Here is a 19,115-nt window from a genome sequence, read left to right on the forward strand (position 1 = left end):
CGTGCGCCTCCGGCGGTCCTGCCGGAGGCGCACTCCCCTTCCCGACACGCGCGGAGCGAAGGCTGGCAATCGCCATGGTGCGGTGCCGCCGCCGTCCCCGTAGTGTTCACACCAGGTTGCCCTTGACCCCGGTCGCCCTGATGCCGCGTCCGGCCCCTACCGACGCGGTGAACCATGAGCGGACCGCCCCCGTCGGGATCGCTCGCCGAGAGACCGTCGACGCCGACGGTCACCACGAAGAGCGAGGCGCCGATGAGCACCCCCACCACCACGTCCGTCACCGGAGGCGCCCCCCGCGTCGTCCGCACCCGCCCCCGCGCCGACGGCCGCGTCAACCCGACGACCGAGTACTCCGGTCTCCTCAGCACGGTCCGCGACGCGGGGCTCCTCCGCCGCCGCACCGGCTTCTACTACACGATGTTCGGCGCGCTGGTCCTCGCGCTCGGCGGCATCGTCACCGGCTTCGTCCTGCTGGGCGACTCCTGGTTCCAGCTCCTGCTCGCCGCCGCCCTCGGCATCGTGCTGACGCAGTTCGCCTTCCTCGCCCACGAGGCCTCGCACCGCCAGGTGTTCGAGTCCGGCAAGGCCAACGACGTCGCCGGCCGCACCCTCGCGAACCTCTTCGTCGGCATCAGCTACTCCTGGTGGATGACCAAGCACAGCCGCCACCACGCGAACCCGAACGTGCTGGGCAAGGACCCGGACATCGAGCGCGACGTCGTCTCCTTCACCGCCGAGGACGCGGCCCGCTCGCGCGGCCTCTACGCCTGGCTCACCCGCCGCCAGGGCTACGCGTTCTTCCCGCTCCTGCTGCTCGAGGGCCTCAACCTGCACCTGCACGGCTTCCGCACCGTGTTCGGCAAGGGCAAGGTCGACAAGCGCTGGGTCGAGATCACCATGCTCGTCACCCGCGTCGGCCTCTACCTCGCCGTCGTCTTCTGGGCCCTCCCCCTCGGCATGGCGTTCGCCTTCGTCGGCGTGCAGCTGGGCGTCTTCGGCCTCTACATGGGCGCCGCGTTCGCGCCGAACCACAAGGGCATGCCGCTGCTGCCGAAGGAGGCGCGCGTCGACTTCCTCCGCCGCCAGGTCCTCACCTCGCGCAGCATCCGCAGCACCTGGTTCACCGACCTCTACATGGGCGGCCTCAACTACCAGGTGGAGCACCACCTCTTCCCGAACATGCCCCGCCCAGCGCTGCGCCGTGCGCAGGTCATCGCCAAGGAGTACTGCACCACCCACCAGATCCCCTACACCGAGACCTCGCTGATGGAGTCGTACGCGATCGTCGTCCGCTACCTCAACAAGGTCGGCCTGTCGGCCGGCGGCGACCCGTTCGACTGCCCCGCCGCCTCCGCCTACGGACGCTGAGCACTCCCCTTCGGAGGCCCCTCGCACCTTCCCGGTGCGGGGGGCCTCCGTCGTTCGCGGGAGCGCAAGGGGGTGCCCCCGCGGGCGGCGGAGTCGTAGCGTCGGGACATGAGCAGCTCCGACTACGACATCGAGCCCACCCCCACCGACACCACCGACGGCGCGCGCACGCCCGACCCCGCCACCGAGACCGGCACCTCTGCGGGCCTCGACGAGGTCGGCGGCGCGGCCTCCCCCCTGGCCGACGGCGTCGGCGCCGACGGCGAGGAGCAGAACCCCCCGCTGCCCGACTGGGGCCCCACCGACGGCGTCCACGGCACCGACGCCGAGACCGACGCCTCGGGCACCGAGCAGCACTGACACGGCTCCGCGAGGGACCTCCCCGGCCGGTCGGCGAACGCTCCGACCGCGTTCCGAGGAGGTCCCTCCGTGTTCGCCGGAGGGTCGGCCGGCGCCCGGGCGGCGCGCCCTACACTGGCGAAATGCAGCCGACCGAACGCGCCCTCCGGGTGATCTCCTACAACCTCCGGGAGCACCGAGCGCACGCCGAGATCGCCCCCCTCGCCGCCCGCCACGACATCGACGTCCTGTGCCTGCAGGAGTGCGACACCACGAAGCTGCCGCAGGAGGTGGGCTCGCTCCGGCTCGCGTCCGTCACGGCCCGCAACCGCCTGGGCCTGGCCGTCTACTACTCGCAGGACCGCTTCGAGCTCTCCGGCAGCGCCGCGTTCGAGCTCAGCAAGTCCATGCACGACCGCGTGATGTCCCCCGCTCACGAGCGCCTGCTGGCCGTCCGCCTCGACGACCGCGACGGCGGATCGATCGCCGTCTCCTCCTTCCACGCAGCCCCGCTCTCGGCAGGCAACGCCCTGCGCCGCAAGCAGATCGACGAGGCGCTCAACCGGCTGCGCGAGTACGCGCCGGACACCCCCTCCCTGATGGTCGGCGACTACAACTACCCGTGGTTCTTCCGCGGACTCGACCGCCGGATGACCCGGAACGGCTACCTGGTCTCGCGGAGCGACTCCCCCACCTACGCGCGCTACCGCTACTTCAGCGGCCACTTCGACTTCGCGATCAGCGACTCCGTGCGGATCGAGCGGGTCTCCACGCTGCCCCAGGGCGTCTCGGACCACCTCCCGGTGATGGTCGACGCGCACTACGGCGTCCCCGCCGCCTGAGCGCGGGGCCCGCGGGCCCGTGCGGTCGGTAGGCTCAGGGGGTGACGACCCTGATCCTCGCCCGGCACGGAGAGACTGTCTGGCACTCCGAGAACCGCTTCGCGGGCTCCTCCGACATCGCGCTGACCCCCCGGGGCCAGGACCAGGCGGCGACTCTGGCCGCCTGGGCCGTCGACGCCGACCTCGAGGCGGTGTACTCCTCCACCCTGGTCCGGGCCGTGCGCACCGCCGTGCCCGCCGCGCGGGCGGCCCACCTCGAGCTGCAGCCCGACCCGGCGCTGGTCGAGGTCGACTTCGGCCGCGGCGAGGGGCTGACCACCGACGAGATGGAGAAGCGCTTCCCGGACGAGTACCACGCGTGGGTCGCCGCACCGGCCATCCAGCCGATGCCCGGCGGCGAGTCCGGCCTCGACGCCGTCGCCCGCGCGAACACCTCACTCGCGCGCATCCACCGCGAGCACCCCGACGGCCGGGTGCTCGTCGTCGCGCACGGCACGCTCATCCGCCTCCTGCTGTGCGCCTATCTCGGCATCAACCCGGAGACGTACCGGCACACCTTCCCGGTGGTCGACAACGTCTCGCTGACCACGCTGCGCTGGGACGCGACCGGCGTCGGCCTGCTCGGATACAACGTCCCGCCCGTCCAGACGCAGCGGCGCTCCAGCTGAGCGCAGCGGCCGCTCCGGAGCGGCGCCCGGCGAGCGCGGGCTCGATCGGCCTGGTGCTCGGGTCGGTCGCGAGCGTGCAGCTGGGCGCCTCCTTCGCCGTGCTGCTCTTCCCCGCCGCGGGGCCGATCGGCACCGTCACGCTCCGGCTGGTGTTCTCGGCCGTCGTGCTGCTCCTGGTCTGCCGTCCGCGGCTGCGCGGCCACAGCCGGAGCGACTGGGCCACCGTCGCCGCCTACGGCCTCGCCCTCGGCGGGATGAACGCCTGCTACTACGAGGCCATCGCCCGGATCCCGCAGGGCGCCGCCGTCACCCTCGAGGTGCTCGGGCCGCTGACGCTCTCGGTGATCGCCGGGAGGAGCGTGCTGAGCCTGGTCTGGGCGGTGCTCGCGCTGGCCGGGGTGGTGACCCTGTCGCAGGGCGGGTTCTCGGCGCTGGACCCGGTCGGCGTCGGCTTCGCGCTGGCGGCCGCAGTGCTCTGGGCCGCGTACATCGTCTTCGCCGGCCGCACCGGCGGGCGGTTCCAGGGGATCGACGGGCTCGCGCTGGCGCTGGCGGCCGGCGCGATCGTGTCGCTGCCGTTCGGCCTCGCCTCCGCCGGGCCCGCCCTGGTGGTGCCGCCGGTGCTGCTCCTCGGGCTCGCCGTGGCGGTGCTCTCCTCCGCGGTGCCCTACGCGCTGGAGCTGCTGGCGCTGCGGCGCCTGCGCTCCTCGACCTTCTCGATCCTGATGTCGCTCTCCCCCGGGGCGGCCGCGCTCTCGGGCTTCCTCGTGCTCGGCCAGCGCCTCAGCGCCGTCGAGGCCGTCGGGATCGCGCTCGTGGTCGCCGCGAGCATCGGAGCGGTGCGGACCGCGCGGACCTCCGCCTGACCGGCAGTTCTTTTGTTAGGCTAACTATGTGCCATCGACCGAGACCCAGCAGACCGAGACCCCTCAGACCGAGGCCCAGCAGACCGATCTCCCGCTGACCTCCCTCGCGGGCGAGGTGCGGGCAGCGGTCGGCCGGCTCGGACGGCGGCTCCGGCAGGAGAAGGCCCAGCACGAGCTCAGCGATCCGCAGTTCAGCGTGCTCGCACTCCTGCACCGCGAGGGCGCCAAGACCCTCGGCGAGCTGGCCGAGGCGGAGCGGGTCCGCCCGCCCTCGATGACCCGCACGGTCGGCTGCCTGGTCGACGAAGGACTCGCGGAGCGCCTGGCCGACCCCGCCGACGGCCGCGTCACCCGCATCCGCCCCACCGGGGCCGGCACCGCACTGGTGCTCGACGTGCGCCGCAGCCGCGACGCGTGGCTCGTGGCGCGCCTCGAGGAGCTCCCTCCCGAGGACCTGCGCCTGCTCCACGACGCGGCGGCGGTCCTGCGCGCGGTGGCCGACCGATGAGCGCGATGTTCCGCTCCCTCGCCGTGCCGAACTACCGCATCTGGTTCGCGGGCGCGATGGTCTCGAACGTCGGCACCTGGATGCAGCGCACGGCCCAGGACTGGATCGTGATCAACGACCTGACCGACCACGACGCGACGGCGCTCGGCGTGACCATGGCGCTGCAGTTCGGACCGCAGCTCGTGATGGTCCCCTTCTCCGGCTTCATCGCCGACCGCTTCGACCGGCGGAAGCTCCTGATGGCCACCCAGGGCGCGATGGGCGCGCTCGGCCTCGGCCTGGGGCTCATCGTCGTGACCGGGGTCGTCCAGCTCTGGATGGTCTACCTCTTCGCCCTGCTGCTCGGCTTCGCCGCGGCGATCGACGCGCCCGTGCGCCAGACGTTCGTGTCGGCGCTGGTCGAGGAGCGCGACCTCACCAACGCCGTCTCGCTGAACTCGGCCTCCTTCAACTCGGCGCGGATGATCGGACCGGCCCTCGCGGGCGTGCTGATCGCCGCGGTCGGCTCCGGCTGGGTCTTCCTCCTCAACGCCGCGAGCTTCCTCGCCGTCCTGCTCTCGCTGCGCGCGCTGCACCGCGACCAGCTCCGCAGCGCCCCGCGGGCCACGCGCGGCCCGGGTGCCCTGCTGGAGGGGTTCCGCTACGTGTCGAAGCGGCCGGACATCCTCGTGGTGCTCGCGATCGTGTTCCTGATCGGCACGTTCGGCCTGAACTTCCCGATCTTCGCCTCGACGATGGCGACCGTCGAGTTCGACATGGGGGCGAGCGAGTTCGGCCTGCTCTCCTCCGCCATCGCCGTCGGCTCGGTGCTGGGGGCGCTCCTCTCGGCTCGCCGCGACCGCCCGAGGCTCCGGCTCATCGTCGGCGCCTCCGCAGCGTTCGGCGTCGCGCTCGCGCTGGCCGGCGTCATGCCGACGGTCTGGGCGTTCGCGATCCTGCTCCCCTTCGTCGGCATCGCGGCGCAGACGCTGATGACCTCGGCCAACGGCTACGTGCAGCTCTCGACCGCCCCCGAGATGCGGGGCCGGGTCATGGCGCTGTACATGGCGATCTTCGTCGGCGGCACTCCGATCGGCGCGCCGCTGATCGGCTGGGTCGCGAACGCCTACGGTCCGCGCCAGGCGATGCTGGTCGGCGCCGCCTCCGGGATCGCGGCGGCCGCCATCGGACTCGCCTTCCACCTCCGTCTGCGCCGCGCCGCCCGGCTCGCGGCCCCCGGGCCGGAGGCCCTTCCCGCTACCGGCGGTGTCCCACTGCTGCGCCCCCGCGCCTAGGCTCCGTCAGCCGGTCCGCGCGCCGGAGCGGATCCGCGGACAGCCGGCTGAACGGGTCGTCGTCGACGCCGGGCGCGTCCGCCGCCCGCCCTCAGGCCTCGCGGGTGATCTCGACGCGGACGAAGAGCTTGGACGAGCGGGGCCCGGCGAACACCCCGCGCAGCGGCGCGATGTCGTTGTAGTCGCGGCCGCGGCCGACGATGACGTGGCGGTCGCCGATGTCGATCAGGTTCGTCGGGTCGTAGCCGCGCCACGCTCCTCCGCAGAACCACTCGACCCAGGCGTGCGACTCCCCCACCACGGTCTCGCCGATCTCGGCGTGCGGCTTGGGGTGCAGGTAGCCCGAGACGTAGCGCGCCGGGATGCCCACCGAGCGCAGCGCCCCGAGGACGATGTGCGTGATGTCCTGGCAGACGCCCTCGCGCGCGGTCCACGACTCCGTCGCGGTGGAGTGCACGCCGGTGACGCCCTGCCGGTAGGTCATCGCCCGGCCGATCGTCTCGGCGATCGTGAGCGCGGCCTCGCACGGCCCGGCCGCCTCATCCGCGAGCGAGCGCGCCATCGCCGAGAGGTCCTCCGGCGGCGCGGTGCGGTGGGTCTGCTTCGACTGCTCCACGTACTCGGTGCGCGTCTCGACCTGCTCGGACAGCTGATCCCACCCCGTCGGGTGGTCGGGGTGCTGCTTCGGCCGGATCTCGACGAGCGAGGTCGCCGTCAGCGAGAGCTCGCGGTGGGCGTCGAGCACGTCGAACGACGAGACGCGCGTGCCCCAGTAGTCGGTGTAGGCGTGCACCGAGGTCACCGGCCGGATGTCGAGGTTCGAGAACAGCACCAGCTGCCCGTCCGAGGAGGCGGGGAGCATCCGCGCCTCGTTGTAGGACGCGACCACGTCCCCCGCGTAGGTGAAGCCCGTGGTGTGCCTGATGCGCAGCCTGCTCACAGCGCCTCCCCGATCCAGCTCGGCATGACGTTGGTGGGGAAGTACCGCTGGCGGATCGCCTCGGAAGCGGCCGAGGTCGCCTCCTGCACGCTGTCCATGTGCCGCGGCAGGTCCTCGAGGATGTCGGTGATCGGCCGGAACTCCAGCTCGCTGCGGATCCGCCCGAGGACGCGCTGCGCGTCGCCGGAGTGGCCGATGCGGCCGGTGCGCGGCTCGATGTCGCGCATGCACGCCTCCGCCCGCGAGACCGAGAAGAGGATCGAGCGCGGGAACAGCCGGTCCAGGAGGAGGAACTCCGCCGCGTTCCGCGCGCTCGGCACGCCCCGGTAGGTGCGCAGGTACGCCTCGTAGGCGCCGCAGGAGCGGAGGATCGTGGTCCAGGAGGGGCCGCTCGCCTCGGTCAGCGAGCGGGTGGCGAGCAGGCGGGCGGTCATGTCGGCGCGCTCGATCGAGCGGCCGAGGGTGAAGAACTGCCAGGCCTCGTCGCGCGAGGTCGCCGACTCGATGATGCCGACGGCGAGGGCGGAGCGCTCGCGCACCCAGCTGAAGAACTCCGACACCCGCTCGCCCGAGACGCGGCGCGGCATCCGGGTGCGCGTGGTGTTGAGGCACTCCCAGAGCTCGGTCGAGACGATCTCGCGCGCCCGGCGGGCGTTCTCGCGGGCCGCGCCGAGCGAGTAGGCGATCGAGGCGGGGTTCGTGCGGTCGATCGCGAGGATCGCCAGCACGTCGGCGCGGGTGATCTCGCGCATGTCGTCGGGCGGGGTCGAGCCCATCACCGACAGGAGCGAGCGGCAGGCCGTGTCCTCGTCGATCCACGGGTCCTCGAGCAGGAGCTGGAGGTGGACGTCGAGGATGCGGGCGGTGCCGTCGGACCGCTCGATGTAGCGGCCGATCCAGAACAGCGACTCGGCGATCCGGGAGAGCATCAGTCGTCCTCCCCCACCGCGAGCGTCTGCTGCTGCTGCTGGTCCTGGTCGGTGTTCGGCGCGTCCTGCGGCGAGTGGTCGGGCGTGTGGTTGAGCGGGTAGACGATCGGGATGGAGCTGGTGACCGCGGCCTGCTCGGCGACGAGCGCCTGGATGTCGCGCGCCTCGGGCTCGGCGCTGCGCGCCTCCTCGAGGCCGACCACCCAGGTGTCCTTCGATCCGCCGCCCTGCGACGAGTTGACGACGAGCTGCCCCTCCGGGAGCGCGACGCGGGTCAGGCCGCCGGGCAGCACCCAGACGTCGGTGCCGTCGTTCACGGCGAAGGGCCGAAGGTCGGCGTGCCGGGGACGCATCCCGTCGTCGACGAGGGTGGGGATGGTGGAGAGCTGCACGACCGGCTGCGCGATCCAGCCGCGCGGGTCGGCCTGGAGGCGGGAGCGCAGCTCCGCGAGCTCCTTCGCCGAGGCGGCCGGCCCGACGACCAGGCCCTTGCCGCCGGAGCCGTCGACCGGCTTCACGACGAGCTCGTCGAGGCGGTCGAGCACCTCCTCGAGCGCTCCCGGATCCTCGAGCCGCCACGTGTCGACGTTCTTGATCACCGGCTCCTCCGAGAGGTAGTAGCGGATGAGGTCGGGCAGGTAGGTGTAGACGAGCTTGTCGTCGGCGACGCCGTTGCCGACCGCGTTGGCGATCGTGACGTTCCCGAGCCGGGCCGCGAGCATCAGCCCGGGCGAGCCGAGCATCGAGTCGGCGCGGAACTGCAGCGGATCGAGGAACTCGTCGTCCACGCGGCGGTAGATCACGTCGACCCGGGTCGGGCCGGAGGTGGTGCGCATGAACACCTTGCCGCCCGTGCAGAACAGGTCGCGGCCCTCGACCAGCTCGACGCCCATGAGGCGGGCGAGGAGGGTGTGCTCGAAGTAGGCGGAGTTGTAGACGCCCGGGGTGAGCACGACCACGGTCGGGTCGTCGACGCCCTCGGGGGCGGAGGCGCGGAGGGCCTGCAGCAGCTTGTTCGGGTAGTCGCCGACCGGGCGCACCCGCATCGAGACGAACAGCTCGGGCAGCGTCTGCGCCATCACCCGGCGGTTCGAGATGACGTAGGAGACGCCGGAGGGCACGCGGACGTTGTCCTCGAGGACCCGCCAGCCGCCCTTCTCGTCTCGGATCAGGTCGATCCCGGACACCTGGATCCGCACGCCGTTCGCGGGGACGATGCCCGCAGCCTGCCGGTGGAAGTGGCTCGAGCTCGAGATCAGCCCGGCGGGGATGACGCCGTCGGCCACGGCGTTCTGCGGGCCGTAGACGTCGGCGAGGAACGCCTCGAGAGCACGGACCCGCTGCTTGATGCCGGTCTGCACCTCGTTCCACTCGGCGCGCTCGATCACCCGGGGGACGGCGTCGAGCGGAAACGGCCGCTCCTCCCCCGCGAAGTCGAAGGTGACGCCCTGCGCGAGGTAGGAGGAGGCGAGCGCGTCGGTGCGGCCGCGCAGCTCCTCCTGGGTCATCCGCGCGAGCGAGGAGTAGATGTCGCGGTAGGCGCCGCGGACCCCGTCGGGGCCTCCGGTCGACGCCACGTCGGCGAACATCTCGTCCCAGGGGGTGGCGCCCGTGTCGGGCCGCTCGACCTTCTGGGACCCGTATCCGTCGAAGAGGTCACCCATGGCACGACTCTAGTGCGGGGCGTATTGCGGGGATGTTTCGGGCGGCCGCGGGGCGAGCGGGGCGGGTCGGCGACGTCCGGGCACGGCACCGGCGCCGTCCTCCGACAGGCCGGCGGAGGCCCGGGGATCCACGGGAATAGATCCGGTCGCACGTGGTTGAATGAGGATGTACATGCAAACGCATGGACCAGGCCCCACCGGGCCGGAGGACAGAAGGAGCGCCTGATGCAGTTCGGCATCTTCACGGTCAGCGACATCACGACCGACCCCACGACCGGACGGACCCCGTCCGAGTCCGAGAAGATCCAGGCGACCCTCGCGATCGCGCTGAAGGCGGAGGAGATCGGCCTCGACGTCTTCGCCCTGGGCGAGCACCACAACCCGCCGTTCTGGTCCTCCTCCCCCACCACCACGCTCGGCTACCTCGCGGCGAAGACCGAGCGGATCACGCTCTCCACCGCGATGGCCCTCATCACCACGAACGACCCGGTGAAGCTCGCCGAGGACTACGCGATGCTCCAGCACCTCGCCGGCGGCCGCGTCGACCTGATGCTCGGCCGCGGCAACACCGGCCCCGTCTACCCGTGGTTCGGCAAGGACATCCGCCGCGGCATCGAGCTGACGATCGAGAACTACGACCTGCTGCACCGCCTGTGGACCGAGGACTTCGTCGACTGGGAGGGCCAGTTCCGCACGCCCCTCCAGGGCTTCCAGTCGACCCCGCGCCCCCTCGACGGCGTCGCGCCGTTCGTGTGGCACGGATCGATCCGCTCCCCGCAGATCGCCGAGCAGGCCGCCTACTACGGCGACGGCTTCTTCGCGAACCACATCTTCTGGCCCGCCTCGCACACCCAGAAGATGGTGCAGCTCTACCGCCAGCGCTTCGAGCACTACGGCCACGGGACCGCCGACCAGGCGATCGTCGGCCTCGGCGGGCAGATCTTCCTGGCGAAGAACTCGCAGGACGCGGTCTCGCAGTTCCGCCCCTACTTCGACAACGCCCCCGTCTACGGCCACGGCCCCTCGCTCGAGGACTTCACGGAGCAGACCCCGCTCACCGTCGGCTCCCCGCAGCAGATCATCGACCGCACCCTCGGCTTCCGCGAGTACGTCGGCGACTACCAGCGCCAGCTCTTCCTGATGGACCACGCGGGACTCCCGCTGAAGACCGTCCTGGAGCAGATGGACATGCTCGGCGAGATCCTCCCCGCCCTCCGCGCCGGCTTCGCCGAGGGCCGCCCCGCGCACGTGCCCGACGCCCCCACCCACGCCTCCCTCGTGGCCGCGCGCGACGCGCAGCCCGCGGCCGAGCCCGTCACCGTCTAGTCAGGAGCTCTCCATGGACACCCGCAGGATCACCGTCCTCTCGGCCGGCCTCAGCCAGCCGTCCTCGACCCGGCTGCTCGCCGACCGCCTGGCCGACGCCGCCGAGTCCTCCCTCACCGAGCAGGGCTTCGCCGTCGAGCGGAGCGTCGTGGAGCTGCGCGACCTCGCGCACGACGTCACGAACAACCTCCTCACCGGCTTCGCGAGCCCCGCTCTGCAGACCGCGCTCGACGCGGTCGCCGGCGCCGACGGCCTGATCGCCGTGACGCCGATCTTCACCACCAGCTACAGCGGGCTCTTCAAGTCGTTCGTCGACGTGCTCGACACGGAGGCGCTGCGCGGCCTGCCCGTGCTGCTGGCGGCCACGGGCGGGTCCCCCCGCCACTCCCTGGCCGTCGACTACGCGATGCGCCCGCTCTTCACCTACCTGCACGCGGCGCCCCTCGCGACCACGGTGTTCGCGGCGACGGACGACTGGGGCGGCGCGACCGAGGACGGACGGGCGCTGCCCTCGCGCATCGAGCGCGCCGGACGCGAGCTGGCCGATCAAGCCGCCCGCTCCTCCCGCTCGGGCTCCACGCCCGACCCGTGGGCGCTCGACGGCTCGTTCGAGGGGATGCTCGGCCGCCGCGGCTGAACGCCCGCCGCGCGGATCGGCCGCTCCTCTCATGGATCGGCCGATCCGTCCAGCCGCGATACCCGCGGCCCTGCCGGAATAGCCTGCCCCCGGGAGCCTGCCGCTGGCCCCCGGAAGGAGGCCGTCATGGGCCTGACCAGCAAGGGGCTCCCCTCGGGGGCTCTCGACCTCTCGCAGCTCGGACGCGCGGTCCTCGACCGCCGCCGCTTCCTCGGAGCGCTCGGCGTCGCCGCCTCCGTCCCGGTCCTCTCCGGCTGCGGCTTCGCCCCCGCGGGCCCCGCGGCGAACGTCGGCAGCGACACCCTCACCTTCACCACCTGGGGCACCGACGCCGAGCTGGCCGGCTTCCAGCGCGCGATCGACGCGTTCCAGTCGGCGAACGCCGGCGCCACCGTGACCCTCAACGCGGTCCCGTACGAGCAGATGTTCACCAACATCGACGCGCAGCTGCAGGCGGGCAACCCGCCGGACGTCTTCCGGGTCCCGTACTACACGTTCGGCAGCTACGCCGGCCGCGACCAGCTCCTGGACCTGTCGGGCTTCCTCGACTCCGACGTCGCCGAGCGGTTCACCGATCCGGCCTGGGCCGCGGTGCAGAGCGGCGGGAGCCCCTTCGGCGTCCCCCACCACACCGACACCTCGCTGATCCTCTACAACACGCAGGTGCTGGCCGACGCGGGCGTCACCTCCTTCCCCTCCTCGCCCGAGGAGGCGTGGACCTGGGAGGAATTCACCGAGGTCGGGCGGAAGCTGCGCGCCTCGCTCCCCGCCGAGCGCTACCCCTTCGCCTACAACTGGCAGGGCAACGGCGTCACGCGCTGGCTCAGCCTGCTCTTCCAGGCCGACGGCCGCTTCCTCACCGAGGACCTGTCCGGGCCCGCGATCGACTCCGCCGCCGGCCGCGCCGCGATCGACTTCAGCCGCAGCTTCTTCACCGACGGCCTCGTGCCGCCGAGCAGCTCCGTGCAGGCGACCACCTACGCCAGCGACCTCTGGTACTCGCAGACCACCGCGATGACCTTCGCCGGCGCGTTCCTCATCCCCGACGCCGACTCCACCCTCGACTTCGAGTGGGGCGCCACCTACTCCCCGCGCAACGTGCGCGGAGGCGGCGACTTCGGCGGCAACGCCCTCGTCGCGACCAAGGCCGCGAAGAACCCGGAGCTGGCCGCCTCCTTCCTCGCGTTCGTGACGGAGGAGGAGGCGATGCGCGACTTCTGCGCCGGCGCCTCCCTCCTCCCCACCCGTCGCGACCTCACGGAGTCGGGCATCGAGTTCGCCGTGCGCCCCGAGCTCGCCGAGGTGTTCCTCGGCCAGGCGGGCACCGTCCAGGCGTCCGACTCGGCGCAGGTCGCCTCGCCCGACATGGCCGCGATCATCACGGTGCTCAAGGAGCAGCTGGAGCAGGCCTTCGTCGGCGGGCGCAGCACCGAGGACACCATCGCCGGCCTCACCTCCGGCATCGCGGCCGCGACGCAGTGAGCCGGTCGGTCCTCGCGCCGGAGGCGGTGACCGCCCGCCCCCGGCGCACCTCCCGCGCCCCCGCCCGCGAGACGGCGGCCGCCTACGCGTTCCTCGCGCCGAACCTGCTGATGCTCGGCCTGTTCGTGTTCGTCCCCCTGGGCGGCGCGTTCCTGATCGGCTTCCAGCGCACGAACGGCTTCGGCGACGGCGTCTTCGTCGGGCTCGACAACTACGCGCGGCTGCTCGGCGACGGCCTCTTCTGGCGCTCGACGCTGAACACGGCGCTGTTCACCCTGATCGTGACCCCGCTCTCGATGTCGCTGGGCCTCGGCGCGGCGGTGCTGATGAACTCGGTGCTGCCCGCGCGTCCGGTGTTCCGCAGCATCCTCATCCTGCCGATGGCGGTCTCCGGCGTGGCGACGGCGCTGATGGGCGTGCTGATCTTCGACGAGAACAGCGGCGTGCTCGACGGCATGCTCCAGACGATCGGCCTCCCCCGCGTCGCCTGGCAGTCCGGCGGAGCGGCGGCCTTCGCCTCCGTGGTGCTCGTCACCCTGTGGTGGCGCACCGGCTTCAACATGCTGATCTACCTGGCGGGGCTGCAGGGGGTGAACCCGGCGCTCTACGAGGCGGCCCGGCTCGACGGAGCGAACGCGTGGCAGCAGTTCCGCCACGTGACGCTGCCGCTGGTCGGCCCGTCGTCGTTCTTCCTGCTCATCCTCAACGTCATCTACTCGTTCCAGGTGTTCGACATCGTCTTCGTGCTCACCGGCGGCGGACCGCAGAACGCGACCTCGGTGCTCGTGACCTACGCCTACGACACCGGGTTCGTCACCCGCGACCAGGGCTACGCCGCGGCCATCGGCATCGTGCTGCTGATCCTGACCATGATCTTCACCGCGGTGCAGTGGCGCACCAACCGCTCGAGGGACCTCGTCGAATGATCCGCACGTCGCGCACCTCGCGCCTGCTCCGCCTCGCCCTCGCCCTCGGTGTCTCGGTGGTCATCGTCTTCCCGCTGTACTGGATGGTCGTCGTCGCGTTCTCCTCGCGGTCCGAGCTGCTCGGCGGCACCCTCCGCCTCTGGCCGCGCGAGCTGACGCTGGTGAACTTCGAGCGAGTGTTCTCGTCGTTCCCCGTGGCGACCTGGTTCGGCAACTCCCTCGCGATCAGCCTGGTCACCGCTTTGATCACCGTGACGATCAACCTGCTCGGCGGCTACGCCTTCGCGCAGCTGCGGTTCCGCGGATCCGGAGTGCTCTTCCTCCTGGCCCTGTCGACGCTCACCCTGCCCGTGCAGGTGATCATGGTGGCGCTGTTCCGGCTCGTCACCGACCTCGGCCTCTACGGGAGCTACTGGGCGGTGATCCTGCCGACGGCGGCATCGGCGTTCGGGCTGTTCCTGGCGCGGCAGTTCATCCTCGCGATCCCGCGGGACCTGATCGAGGCGGCCCGGATCGACGGCGCCGGGCACTTCCGCGTGTTCACGGCCATCGTCCTCCCCCTCTCGAAGCCGCTCATCGCCGTGCTCTTCTTCATGTCGCTGCTCGGCTCCTGGAACGACTTCGCCTGGCCGCTCATCGCCCTGAAGGAGAACGCGCTGTTCACGCTCCCGATCGGGCTGCTCTTCCTCCAGGGGCAGTTCGGCAGCGACTACGGAGCGACCATGGCGTTCGCCCTGGTGAACGTCGTGCCGATGGTGGTGCTGTTCCTGGTGTTCCAGCGCTACTTCGTGCAGGGCTTCGCGCGCAGCGGCCTCCGCTGACCTCGCGGCGGGGGGTGCGGATCGGTGCGCTGAGCGGCCATTCGTCCCCCCGTCCGGGGCCGGGAGTGTCAATCCCCCCGTTCCGCCGACCCGGCCGGCGCCGCCCCGCGGTACCGTCGTCGCAGGCGCCCACCTCGTGCGCTCCGGAGCGCACCGTTCGAGCGGAAGGCGGGATCGCCATGAGTACCGTCGCCGCGAACGCCGCCCAGCAGAAGGTGGCCGGCCGCTACTACCTGATCGAGCGCATCGGCTCCGGCGGGATGGGCTCGGTCTACCGGGCCCGCGACGAGACCGTGCAGCGCGAGGTCGCCGTGAAGGTGTTCCGCGCGGAGGCCTCGAACCCCGAGGACGTGGCCCGCCAGGAGCGCGAGGTGCGGATGCTGAGCTCCTTCGCCCACCCCGGCATCGTCAACCTCTTCGACGCGGGCCTGCACAATTTCGGCGGCGAGGTCCGCCGCTACGTCGTGATGGAGCTCGTCGCCGACCCCACGATGGAGGCGCGGCTCGAGTCCGGCCCCCTCCCGGCGGCGGAGGTCGCTGCGATCGGCACGCAGCTCGCCGAGGCCCTGGCCTACCTGCACGAGCGCGGCGTCGTGCACCGCGACGTGAAGCCCGCGAACATCCTGGTCAGCGAGGTCGCCTCCAGCGGCTACGCCCGCACCGCCAAGCTCACCGACTTCGGCGTGGCCCACTTCATGGACGGCTCCCGCCTCACCAGCGACGGCGTCGTGATCGGCACCGCGAGCTTCGTCAGCCCGGAGCAGGTCGCGGGCGAGCCGATCAGCGGAGCGAGCGACGTCTTCTCCCTCGGCCTGGTCCTCCTCGAGGCGATCACCGGTCACCGCGAGTACTCGGGCACCGTCCTCGAGGCGGCCATCGCTCGCCTCCACCGCAGCCCCTCCGTGCCCGACGCCCTGCCGACGGAGTGGCGGGCGCTGCTGACCTCGATGACGCAGCGGGACCCGGAGAAGCGGCCGACCGCCGACGAGGTCGCGCACCGGCTCCGCGGCGGGATGACGACGGGCACGGCGGCGGCCGCGCCGACCGCCTCGGACTCGCGCGCGGCACGGATCCGGCGCTCCGTGATCATCGGCTCGAGCGTGGTCGGCGTCGGCGCGATCGCGGCGCTGTCGTGGATGCTCGGAGCGCTCGCCGGTCGCTGACCGACCGGGCGCGGGGCCCTAGGCCTCGCCGGGGAACGCGGGACGGAGCACGATCCGCGTCCAGGCGCCCACGTAGATCCGGTCGCCCTCCTCGACCTCGCGGCGCTGCCCGGCGGCGATCGGCGACTGCGGGAGCGGCGCCCCGGCCGGGGCGAGGTACGTGCCGTTCGCCGACTGCAGATCCTCGACCCACCAGCGGTAGCCGTCGGTGCTCAGCTGGCAGTGGCGCCGCGAGACACCGGAGTCGGAGCCGCAGTCCACCTGCGGCGAGATGCCGCGGGAGACGGACGGGCGGCCGACGAGCAGGGTGCGCTCGCGGAGGACGACGGTCGCGGGCGGGCCGGGCGAGGGCATGGGGTCGTCGGCGCGCTGCTCGGCGTACCACTCCGGGTCGACCCAGAGCTCGGCGATCCACGGGCGGTCCGGGTCCGCGGAGGCGGCGGCGGGGCGGGCGGAGCCGGTGGCCGGCGCGGACGCGGCCTCCTCCTCCGACGCTGAGGCCCCGGGTGCCGCGTCGGGGGCTGCGGCCTCGGGTGCAGGGGCCTCCGGGATCACCTCGGTCGGCGGAGCGGCGGGCGGCGCGGTCGCGACGGGGGTGTCGAAGCCGGCCTCCTGCTCCGGGACCAGCTCGGTCGGAGCCGCGGGATCGGCCTGCGGCGCGGGCGCCTCGCCCAGGTGCTGGGCCGGGTCCCCCGACGGCGTCGCGGAGCCGCCGACCTCGCCCGGAGCGCGGACGGCGCCGGAGGAGGTGAACGGATCGGCCTCGGGGAGGGAGCCGGTCGTGAAGTCGTAGCCGCAGTTCTCGCAGAACAGGGCGCCGGGCTCGTTCGGGAACGAGCAGTGCGGGCAGACCGAGGGGCCGGTCGGGATCGCGGTGGTCGGCGCGGCGGGAGCGGGCGACGGGGCCGCAGCGGCACCGATGGGCGCTCCGCAGACGTCGCAGTAGTCGCCGGACTGCGAGGTGTGCCCCTCGGGGCAGCGGAAGCTCACTTGCGCACCCGCGTGGTCTTGGTCGACGCGGTGTCCAGCGCCATCTCGTCGAGGCGGTCCACGCCGCGCTTGAGCCGCACGGTGCCCTCGTTCGGGTCGTCGATCTCGACGACCTTCCGCAGCTTCGCGGTCGCCTCGTCGTTCCCGGTGACGGAGGCGAGCTGAACCGCCCGCCCGAGCTTGACCGTGGCGGTCGCCTCGTCGCCCCGCGCCTTGGCTGCGAGCCCGTCCTGGATCGCCGAGGCGAGCTCGGTCTGGCCGGTGTAGTGGGCGACGGCGGGGTCGATGCGGGCGGTCAGTGCGGAGTCGTCCGTCCAGCGCGCCTTCACCAGGGCGGAGGCGACCACCTCGTCGCGCACGCTGAGCTGCACCCGCGCGGCGAGCTGCTCCGAGCCGACCGGCTTCGACGCGACCCGGACCGCCACGTGGTACTCCCGCGACTCGTCGCCCCAGGCGCCGGTCGGGTAGGCGCCGGTGAGCGGGTTCACGGCGTTCCGCCGGGAGCTGAGGTCCTCGAGGTTCGGAGCGACCTGGCGGACGAAGAGCAGCTGCGCGCCCTGCGGAGTCCAGACGCGGAGCTCACCGTTGGCGACTCCCCGGCCCATCGACGCCCGCATCAGCGACTCGAAGTCGGCGGCCATGTCGGCCGGGTTCGCGATCAGGCCCACGGTGCCCAGCAGGGCGCTCGCGATGGTGCGCGCCTCCTCGACGATCCAGCGGGAGCCGACGCCGCGCACGTCGCACTGGAAGTCGCCCGACGCCGCGCGGATCGCCGCGTCCAGCTGCATCCGCGACTCGTGCTCGTTCTTGCCGTCGGTGAGGAGGATCGCGTGCCTCTGCGTCGCCTCCGGCACGGTCGCGAACAGCTGGCGGGCGAGGGTCAGCCAGGTGCCCATCGCGGTGCCGCCGTCGGCCTGGAGGTAGCCGATCGCCTCCTTCGCCGCGGCTCGCGCCCCCGGCTCCATCCGCACCATCGAGACGGTGGCGTTGGGGTACGGGAAGGCGCGGTCGGCGCGCTCGGACCCGGCCACGACGGCGAAGAAGGTGCCGTCCAGGATCTGGTCGACGGCCACGGCGGCGGCGCGCTTCGCGGCCGTCATGTTCTCGCCGGTCATCGATCCGGAGCAGTCCACGATGATGATCTCGGCCGCGGCCCCGTCAGACCCGGCGACCCCCGTGCCGGACGCGGTCACCGTGACGATGGCGTGCACGTCGGTGGCGCCGTCCGAGAGGAACTCGTTCTGGAAAACACTCGCGCTGAACTCCGCCATTCCGGCAGTTTACGGGGACGCCCGGCCCGAGCGGCCCTCCATCGCCGAGGATCGGCCGGGCATCGCGGCCCGACGCCTGCACGACAGCTGTCGGAGCGGGCGGAGGCGGGTCGAGCGCCGCCGGAGCGCCCCCGTCAAGCCCGCCGCGGCCGGACACCGCCGGTGCCAGGGTGGAGCCGTGCCTCCCTGGACCCTCGCCCTCGCCAGCGGCGCCATCGGCGGCGCCACCCTCCTGATCGGCGCCGCGCTCGCCTGGTTCGTGCGCGTGCCCCCGAAGCTCACCGCCGCGATCTCGGCGTTCGGAGCAGGGGTGCTGATCTCGGCGCTCGCCTACGAGCTCGTGCAGGAGGCGGCGGACGACGGAGGACTGCTCCCGACGATCCTCGGGACGCTCGCGGGAGCCGTCGTCTTCGTCGGCGCGGACGCGCTGCTCACCCGCGCCGGCGCGGGGAACCGCAAGAGCGCGAAGGGCTCGGGCGGAGGAGGAGGCGCGGCCATCGCGGCCGGCGCCCTGATCGACGGGGTCCCCGAATCGATCGTGCTCGGCCTCTCGGTCGCCCAGGGCGGAGCGGGAGCGGCGATCAGCGTGCCCATCGTCGCCGCGGTCGCGATCTCGAACCTCCCCGAGGGACTGTCCTCGACGGTCGGCATGAAGGCCGACGGCCGCTCCGCCCGCTACGTCTTCACCGTCTGGGGCGGGATCGCCGCGATCTCGGCCGCCGCAGCGCTGGTCGGCTTCCTGGTCTTCGCCACCGCGCCCGGCGCGGTCGTGGCCTTCGTGACGACCGTCGCCGCCGGCGCGATCCTCGCCATGATCTCGAACACGATGATCCCCGAGGCGTTCGACCGCGACGACGTGCTCACCGGGCTGTACGCGGTGCTCGGGTTCGTGACGGCGTTCGCCTTGCACAGTGCTGGTTAGGACGCCGCTCCCCGCGCGGCGTCCCGCAGTCGGCTCGAGCGCGCGGCCGGGTCCCGAGGAGCGGGATGCAAACGGCGACGGGGATCCGCTGGAACGCGGATCCCCGGATACGCCTCGCGAGGACGCCGCTGGTTAGGACGCCGCTCCCCGCGCGGCGTCCCGCAGTCGGCTCCAGCGCG

General features: G+C 72.6%; 19 protein-coding genes. 14 read left to right on the forward strand and 5 right to left on the reverse strand.

Features of this window, described 5'->3' with window-relative positions; translation table 11 throughout:
* Positions 1–252 precede the first annotated feature (252 nt).
* From C5C39_RS04815 to C5C39_RS04845, 7 genes are all read left to right on the forward strand, one after another.
* The gene (locus C5C39_RS04815) at positions 253–1,368 is read left to right on the forward strand and encodes an acyl-CoA desaturase (RefSeq protein WP_181136323.1); all 1,116 of its coding nucleotides are present in this window, start codon (positions 253–255) and stop codon (positions 1,366–1,368) included.
* Positions 1,369–1,476: 108 nt separating this feature from the next.
* Positions 1,477–1,728 carry a hypothetical protein gene (locus tag C5C39_RS04820; RefSeq protein ID WP_104246865.1) on the forward strand — a complete coding sequence of 84 codons (252 nt, stop codon included), beginning with the start codon at positions 1,477–1,479 and terminating at the stop codon, positions 1,726–1,728.
* A gap of 122 nt (positions 1,729–1,850) precedes the next feature.
* On the forward strand, positions 1,851–2,549 hold the full coding sequence (locus C5C39_RS04825; RefSeq protein WP_104223855.1) for an endonuclease/exonuclease/phosphatase family protein: 699 nt from the start codon (positions 1,851–1,853) through the stop codon (positions 2,547–2,549).
* A 41-nt stretch (positions 2,550–2,590) separates the two neighbouring features.
* The gene (locus tag C5C39_RS04830) at positions 2,591–3,217 is read left to right on the forward strand and encodes a histidine phosphatase family protein (RefSeq protein ID WP_104223854.1); all 627 of its coding nucleotides are present in this window, start codon (positions 2,591–2,593) and stop codon (positions 3,215–3,217) included.
* Between the two features lie 53 nt (positions 3,218–3,270).
* Positions 3,271–4,083 carry a DMT family transporter gene (locus C5C39_RS04835; protein WP_258075773.1) on the forward strand — a complete coding sequence of 271 codons (813 nt, stop codon included), beginning with the start codon at positions 3,271–3,273 and terminating at the stop codon, positions 4,081–4,083.
* Positions 4,084–4,111: 28 nt separating this feature from the next.
* On the forward strand, positions 4,112–4,591 hold the full coding sequence (locus C5C39_RS04840) for a MarR family winged helix-turn-helix transcriptional regulator (RefSeq protein WP_258075774.1): 480 nt from the start codon (positions 4,112–4,114) through the stop codon (positions 4,589–4,591).
* On the forward strand, positions 4,588–5,865 hold the full coding sequence (locus tag C5C39_RS04845) for an MFS transporter (RefSeq protein WP_104223853.1): 1,278 nt from the start codon (positions 4,588–4,590) through the stop codon (positions 5,863–5,865). Before C5C39_RS04840 ends, C5C39_RS04845 begins: the two co-directional genes overlap by 4 nt.
* Before the next feature lie 91 nt (positions 5,866–5,956).
* Here C5C39_RS04845 and C5C39_RS04850 read toward each other — a convergent pair whose 3' ends face one another.
* The 3 genes from C5C39_RS04850 to C5C39_RS04860 are packed head-to-tail and all read right to left on the reverse strand — an operon-like array spanning position 5,957 to position 9,398.
* Complete coding sequence (locus tag C5C39_RS04850) at positions 5,957–6,805, reverse strand: transglutaminase family protein (protein ID WP_104256498.1); 849 nt, start codon at positions 6,803–6,805, stop codon at positions 5,957–5,959.
* On the reverse strand, positions 6,802–7,734 hold the full coding sequence (locus C5C39_RS04855; protein WP_104223851.1) for an alpha-E domain-containing protein: 933 nt from the start codon (positions 7,732–7,734) through the stop codon (positions 6,802–6,804). The genes C5C39_RS04850 and C5C39_RS04855 overlap by 4 nt, the downstream gene beginning before the upstream one ends.
* The gene (locus C5C39_RS04860) at positions 7,734–9,398 is read right to left on the reverse strand and encodes a circularly permuted type 2 ATP-grasp protein (RefSeq protein ID WP_104329575.1); all 1,665 of its coding nucleotides are present in this window, start codon (positions 9,396–9,398) and stop codon (positions 7,734–7,736) included. Before C5C39_RS04860 ends, C5C39_RS04855 begins: the two co-directional genes overlap by 1 nt.
* Before the next feature lie 225 nt (positions 9,399–9,623).
* On the opposite strand from C5C39_RS04860, the gene C5C39_RS04865 reads away from it, so the two are divergent.
* The 6 genes from C5C39_RS04865 to C5C39_RS04890 all read left to right on the forward strand — a co-directional run bounded on the left by C5C39_RS04865 (position 9,624) and on the right by C5C39_RS04890 (position 15,753).
* Positions 9,624–10,724 (forward strand): LLM class flavin-dependent oxidoreductase, encoded by a 1,101-nt coding sequence (locus C5C39_RS04865; protein ID WP_104226200.1) that lies wholly within the window; start codon positions 9,624–9,626, stop codon positions 10,722–10,724.
* Positions 10,725–10,737: 13 nt separating this feature from the next.
* On the forward strand, positions 10,738–11,361 hold the full coding sequence (locus tag C5C39_RS04870; RefSeq protein WP_104249848.1) for an FMN reductase: 624 nt from the start codon (positions 10,738–10,740) through the stop codon (positions 11,359–11,361).
* Positions 11,362–11,487: 126 nt separating this feature from the next.
* On the forward strand, positions 11,488–12,843 hold the full coding sequence (locus C5C39_RS04875) for a sugar ABC transporter substrate-binding protein (RefSeq protein ID WP_104352798.1): 1,356 nt from the start codon (positions 11,488–11,490) through the stop codon (positions 12,841–12,843).
* A gap of 26 nt (positions 12,844–12,869) precedes the next feature.
* Positions 12,870–13,769, forward strand: coding sequence for a carbohydrate ABC transporter permease (locus tag C5C39_RS04880; RefSeq protein ID WP_258075775.1), 900 nt, complete (start codon positions 12,870–12,872; stop codon positions 13,767–13,769).
* Positions 13,766–14,590 (forward strand): carbohydrate ABC transporter permease, encoded by an 825-nt coding sequence (locus C5C39_RS04885; protein WP_104223846.1) that lies wholly within the window; start codon positions 13,766–13,768, stop codon positions 14,588–14,590. The genes C5C39_RS04880 and C5C39_RS04885 overlap by 4 nt, the downstream gene beginning before the upstream one ends.
* A gap of 179 nt (positions 14,591–14,769) precedes the next feature.
* Positions 14,770–15,753 carry a serine/threonine-protein kinase gene (locus tag C5C39_RS04890; protein ID WP_104352799.1) on the forward strand — a complete coding sequence of 328 codons (984 nt, stop codon included), beginning with the start codon at positions 14,770–14,772 and terminating at the stop codon, positions 15,751–15,753.
* An 18-nt stretch (positions 15,754–15,771) separates the two neighbouring features.
* Here the strand turns inward: C5C39_RS04890 and C5C39_RS04895 are convergent, their stop codons facing one another.
* Entirely contained in the window at positions 15,772–16,743 is a 972-nt protein-coding gene (locus tag C5C39_RS04895) for an FHA domain-containing protein (protein ID WP_104350363.1), read from the reverse strand.
* On the reverse strand, positions 16,740–18,014 hold the full coding sequence (locus C5C39_RS04900; protein WP_104223843.1) for a VWA domain-containing protein: 1,275 nt from the start codon (positions 18,012–18,014) through the stop codon (positions 16,740–16,742). The genes C5C39_RS04895 and C5C39_RS04900 overlap by 4 nt, the downstream gene beginning before the upstream one ends.
* A gap of 178 nt (positions 18,015–18,192) precedes the next feature.
* On the opposite strand from C5C39_RS04900, the gene C5C39_RS04905 reads away from it, so the two are divergent.
* On the forward strand, positions 18,193–18,936 hold the full coding sequence (locus C5C39_RS04905; RefSeq protein WP_104223842.1) for a ZIP family metal transporter: 744 nt from the start codon (positions 18,193–18,195) through the stop codon (positions 18,934–18,936).
* Positions 18,937–19,115 lie beyond the last annotated feature (179 nt).

Origin of the sequence: Rathayibacter sp. AY1F3 (genome assembly GCF_002931975.1) — a bacterium.
Lineage (GTDB): Bacteria > Actinomycetota > Actinomycetes > Actinomycetales > Microbacteriaceae > Rathayibacter.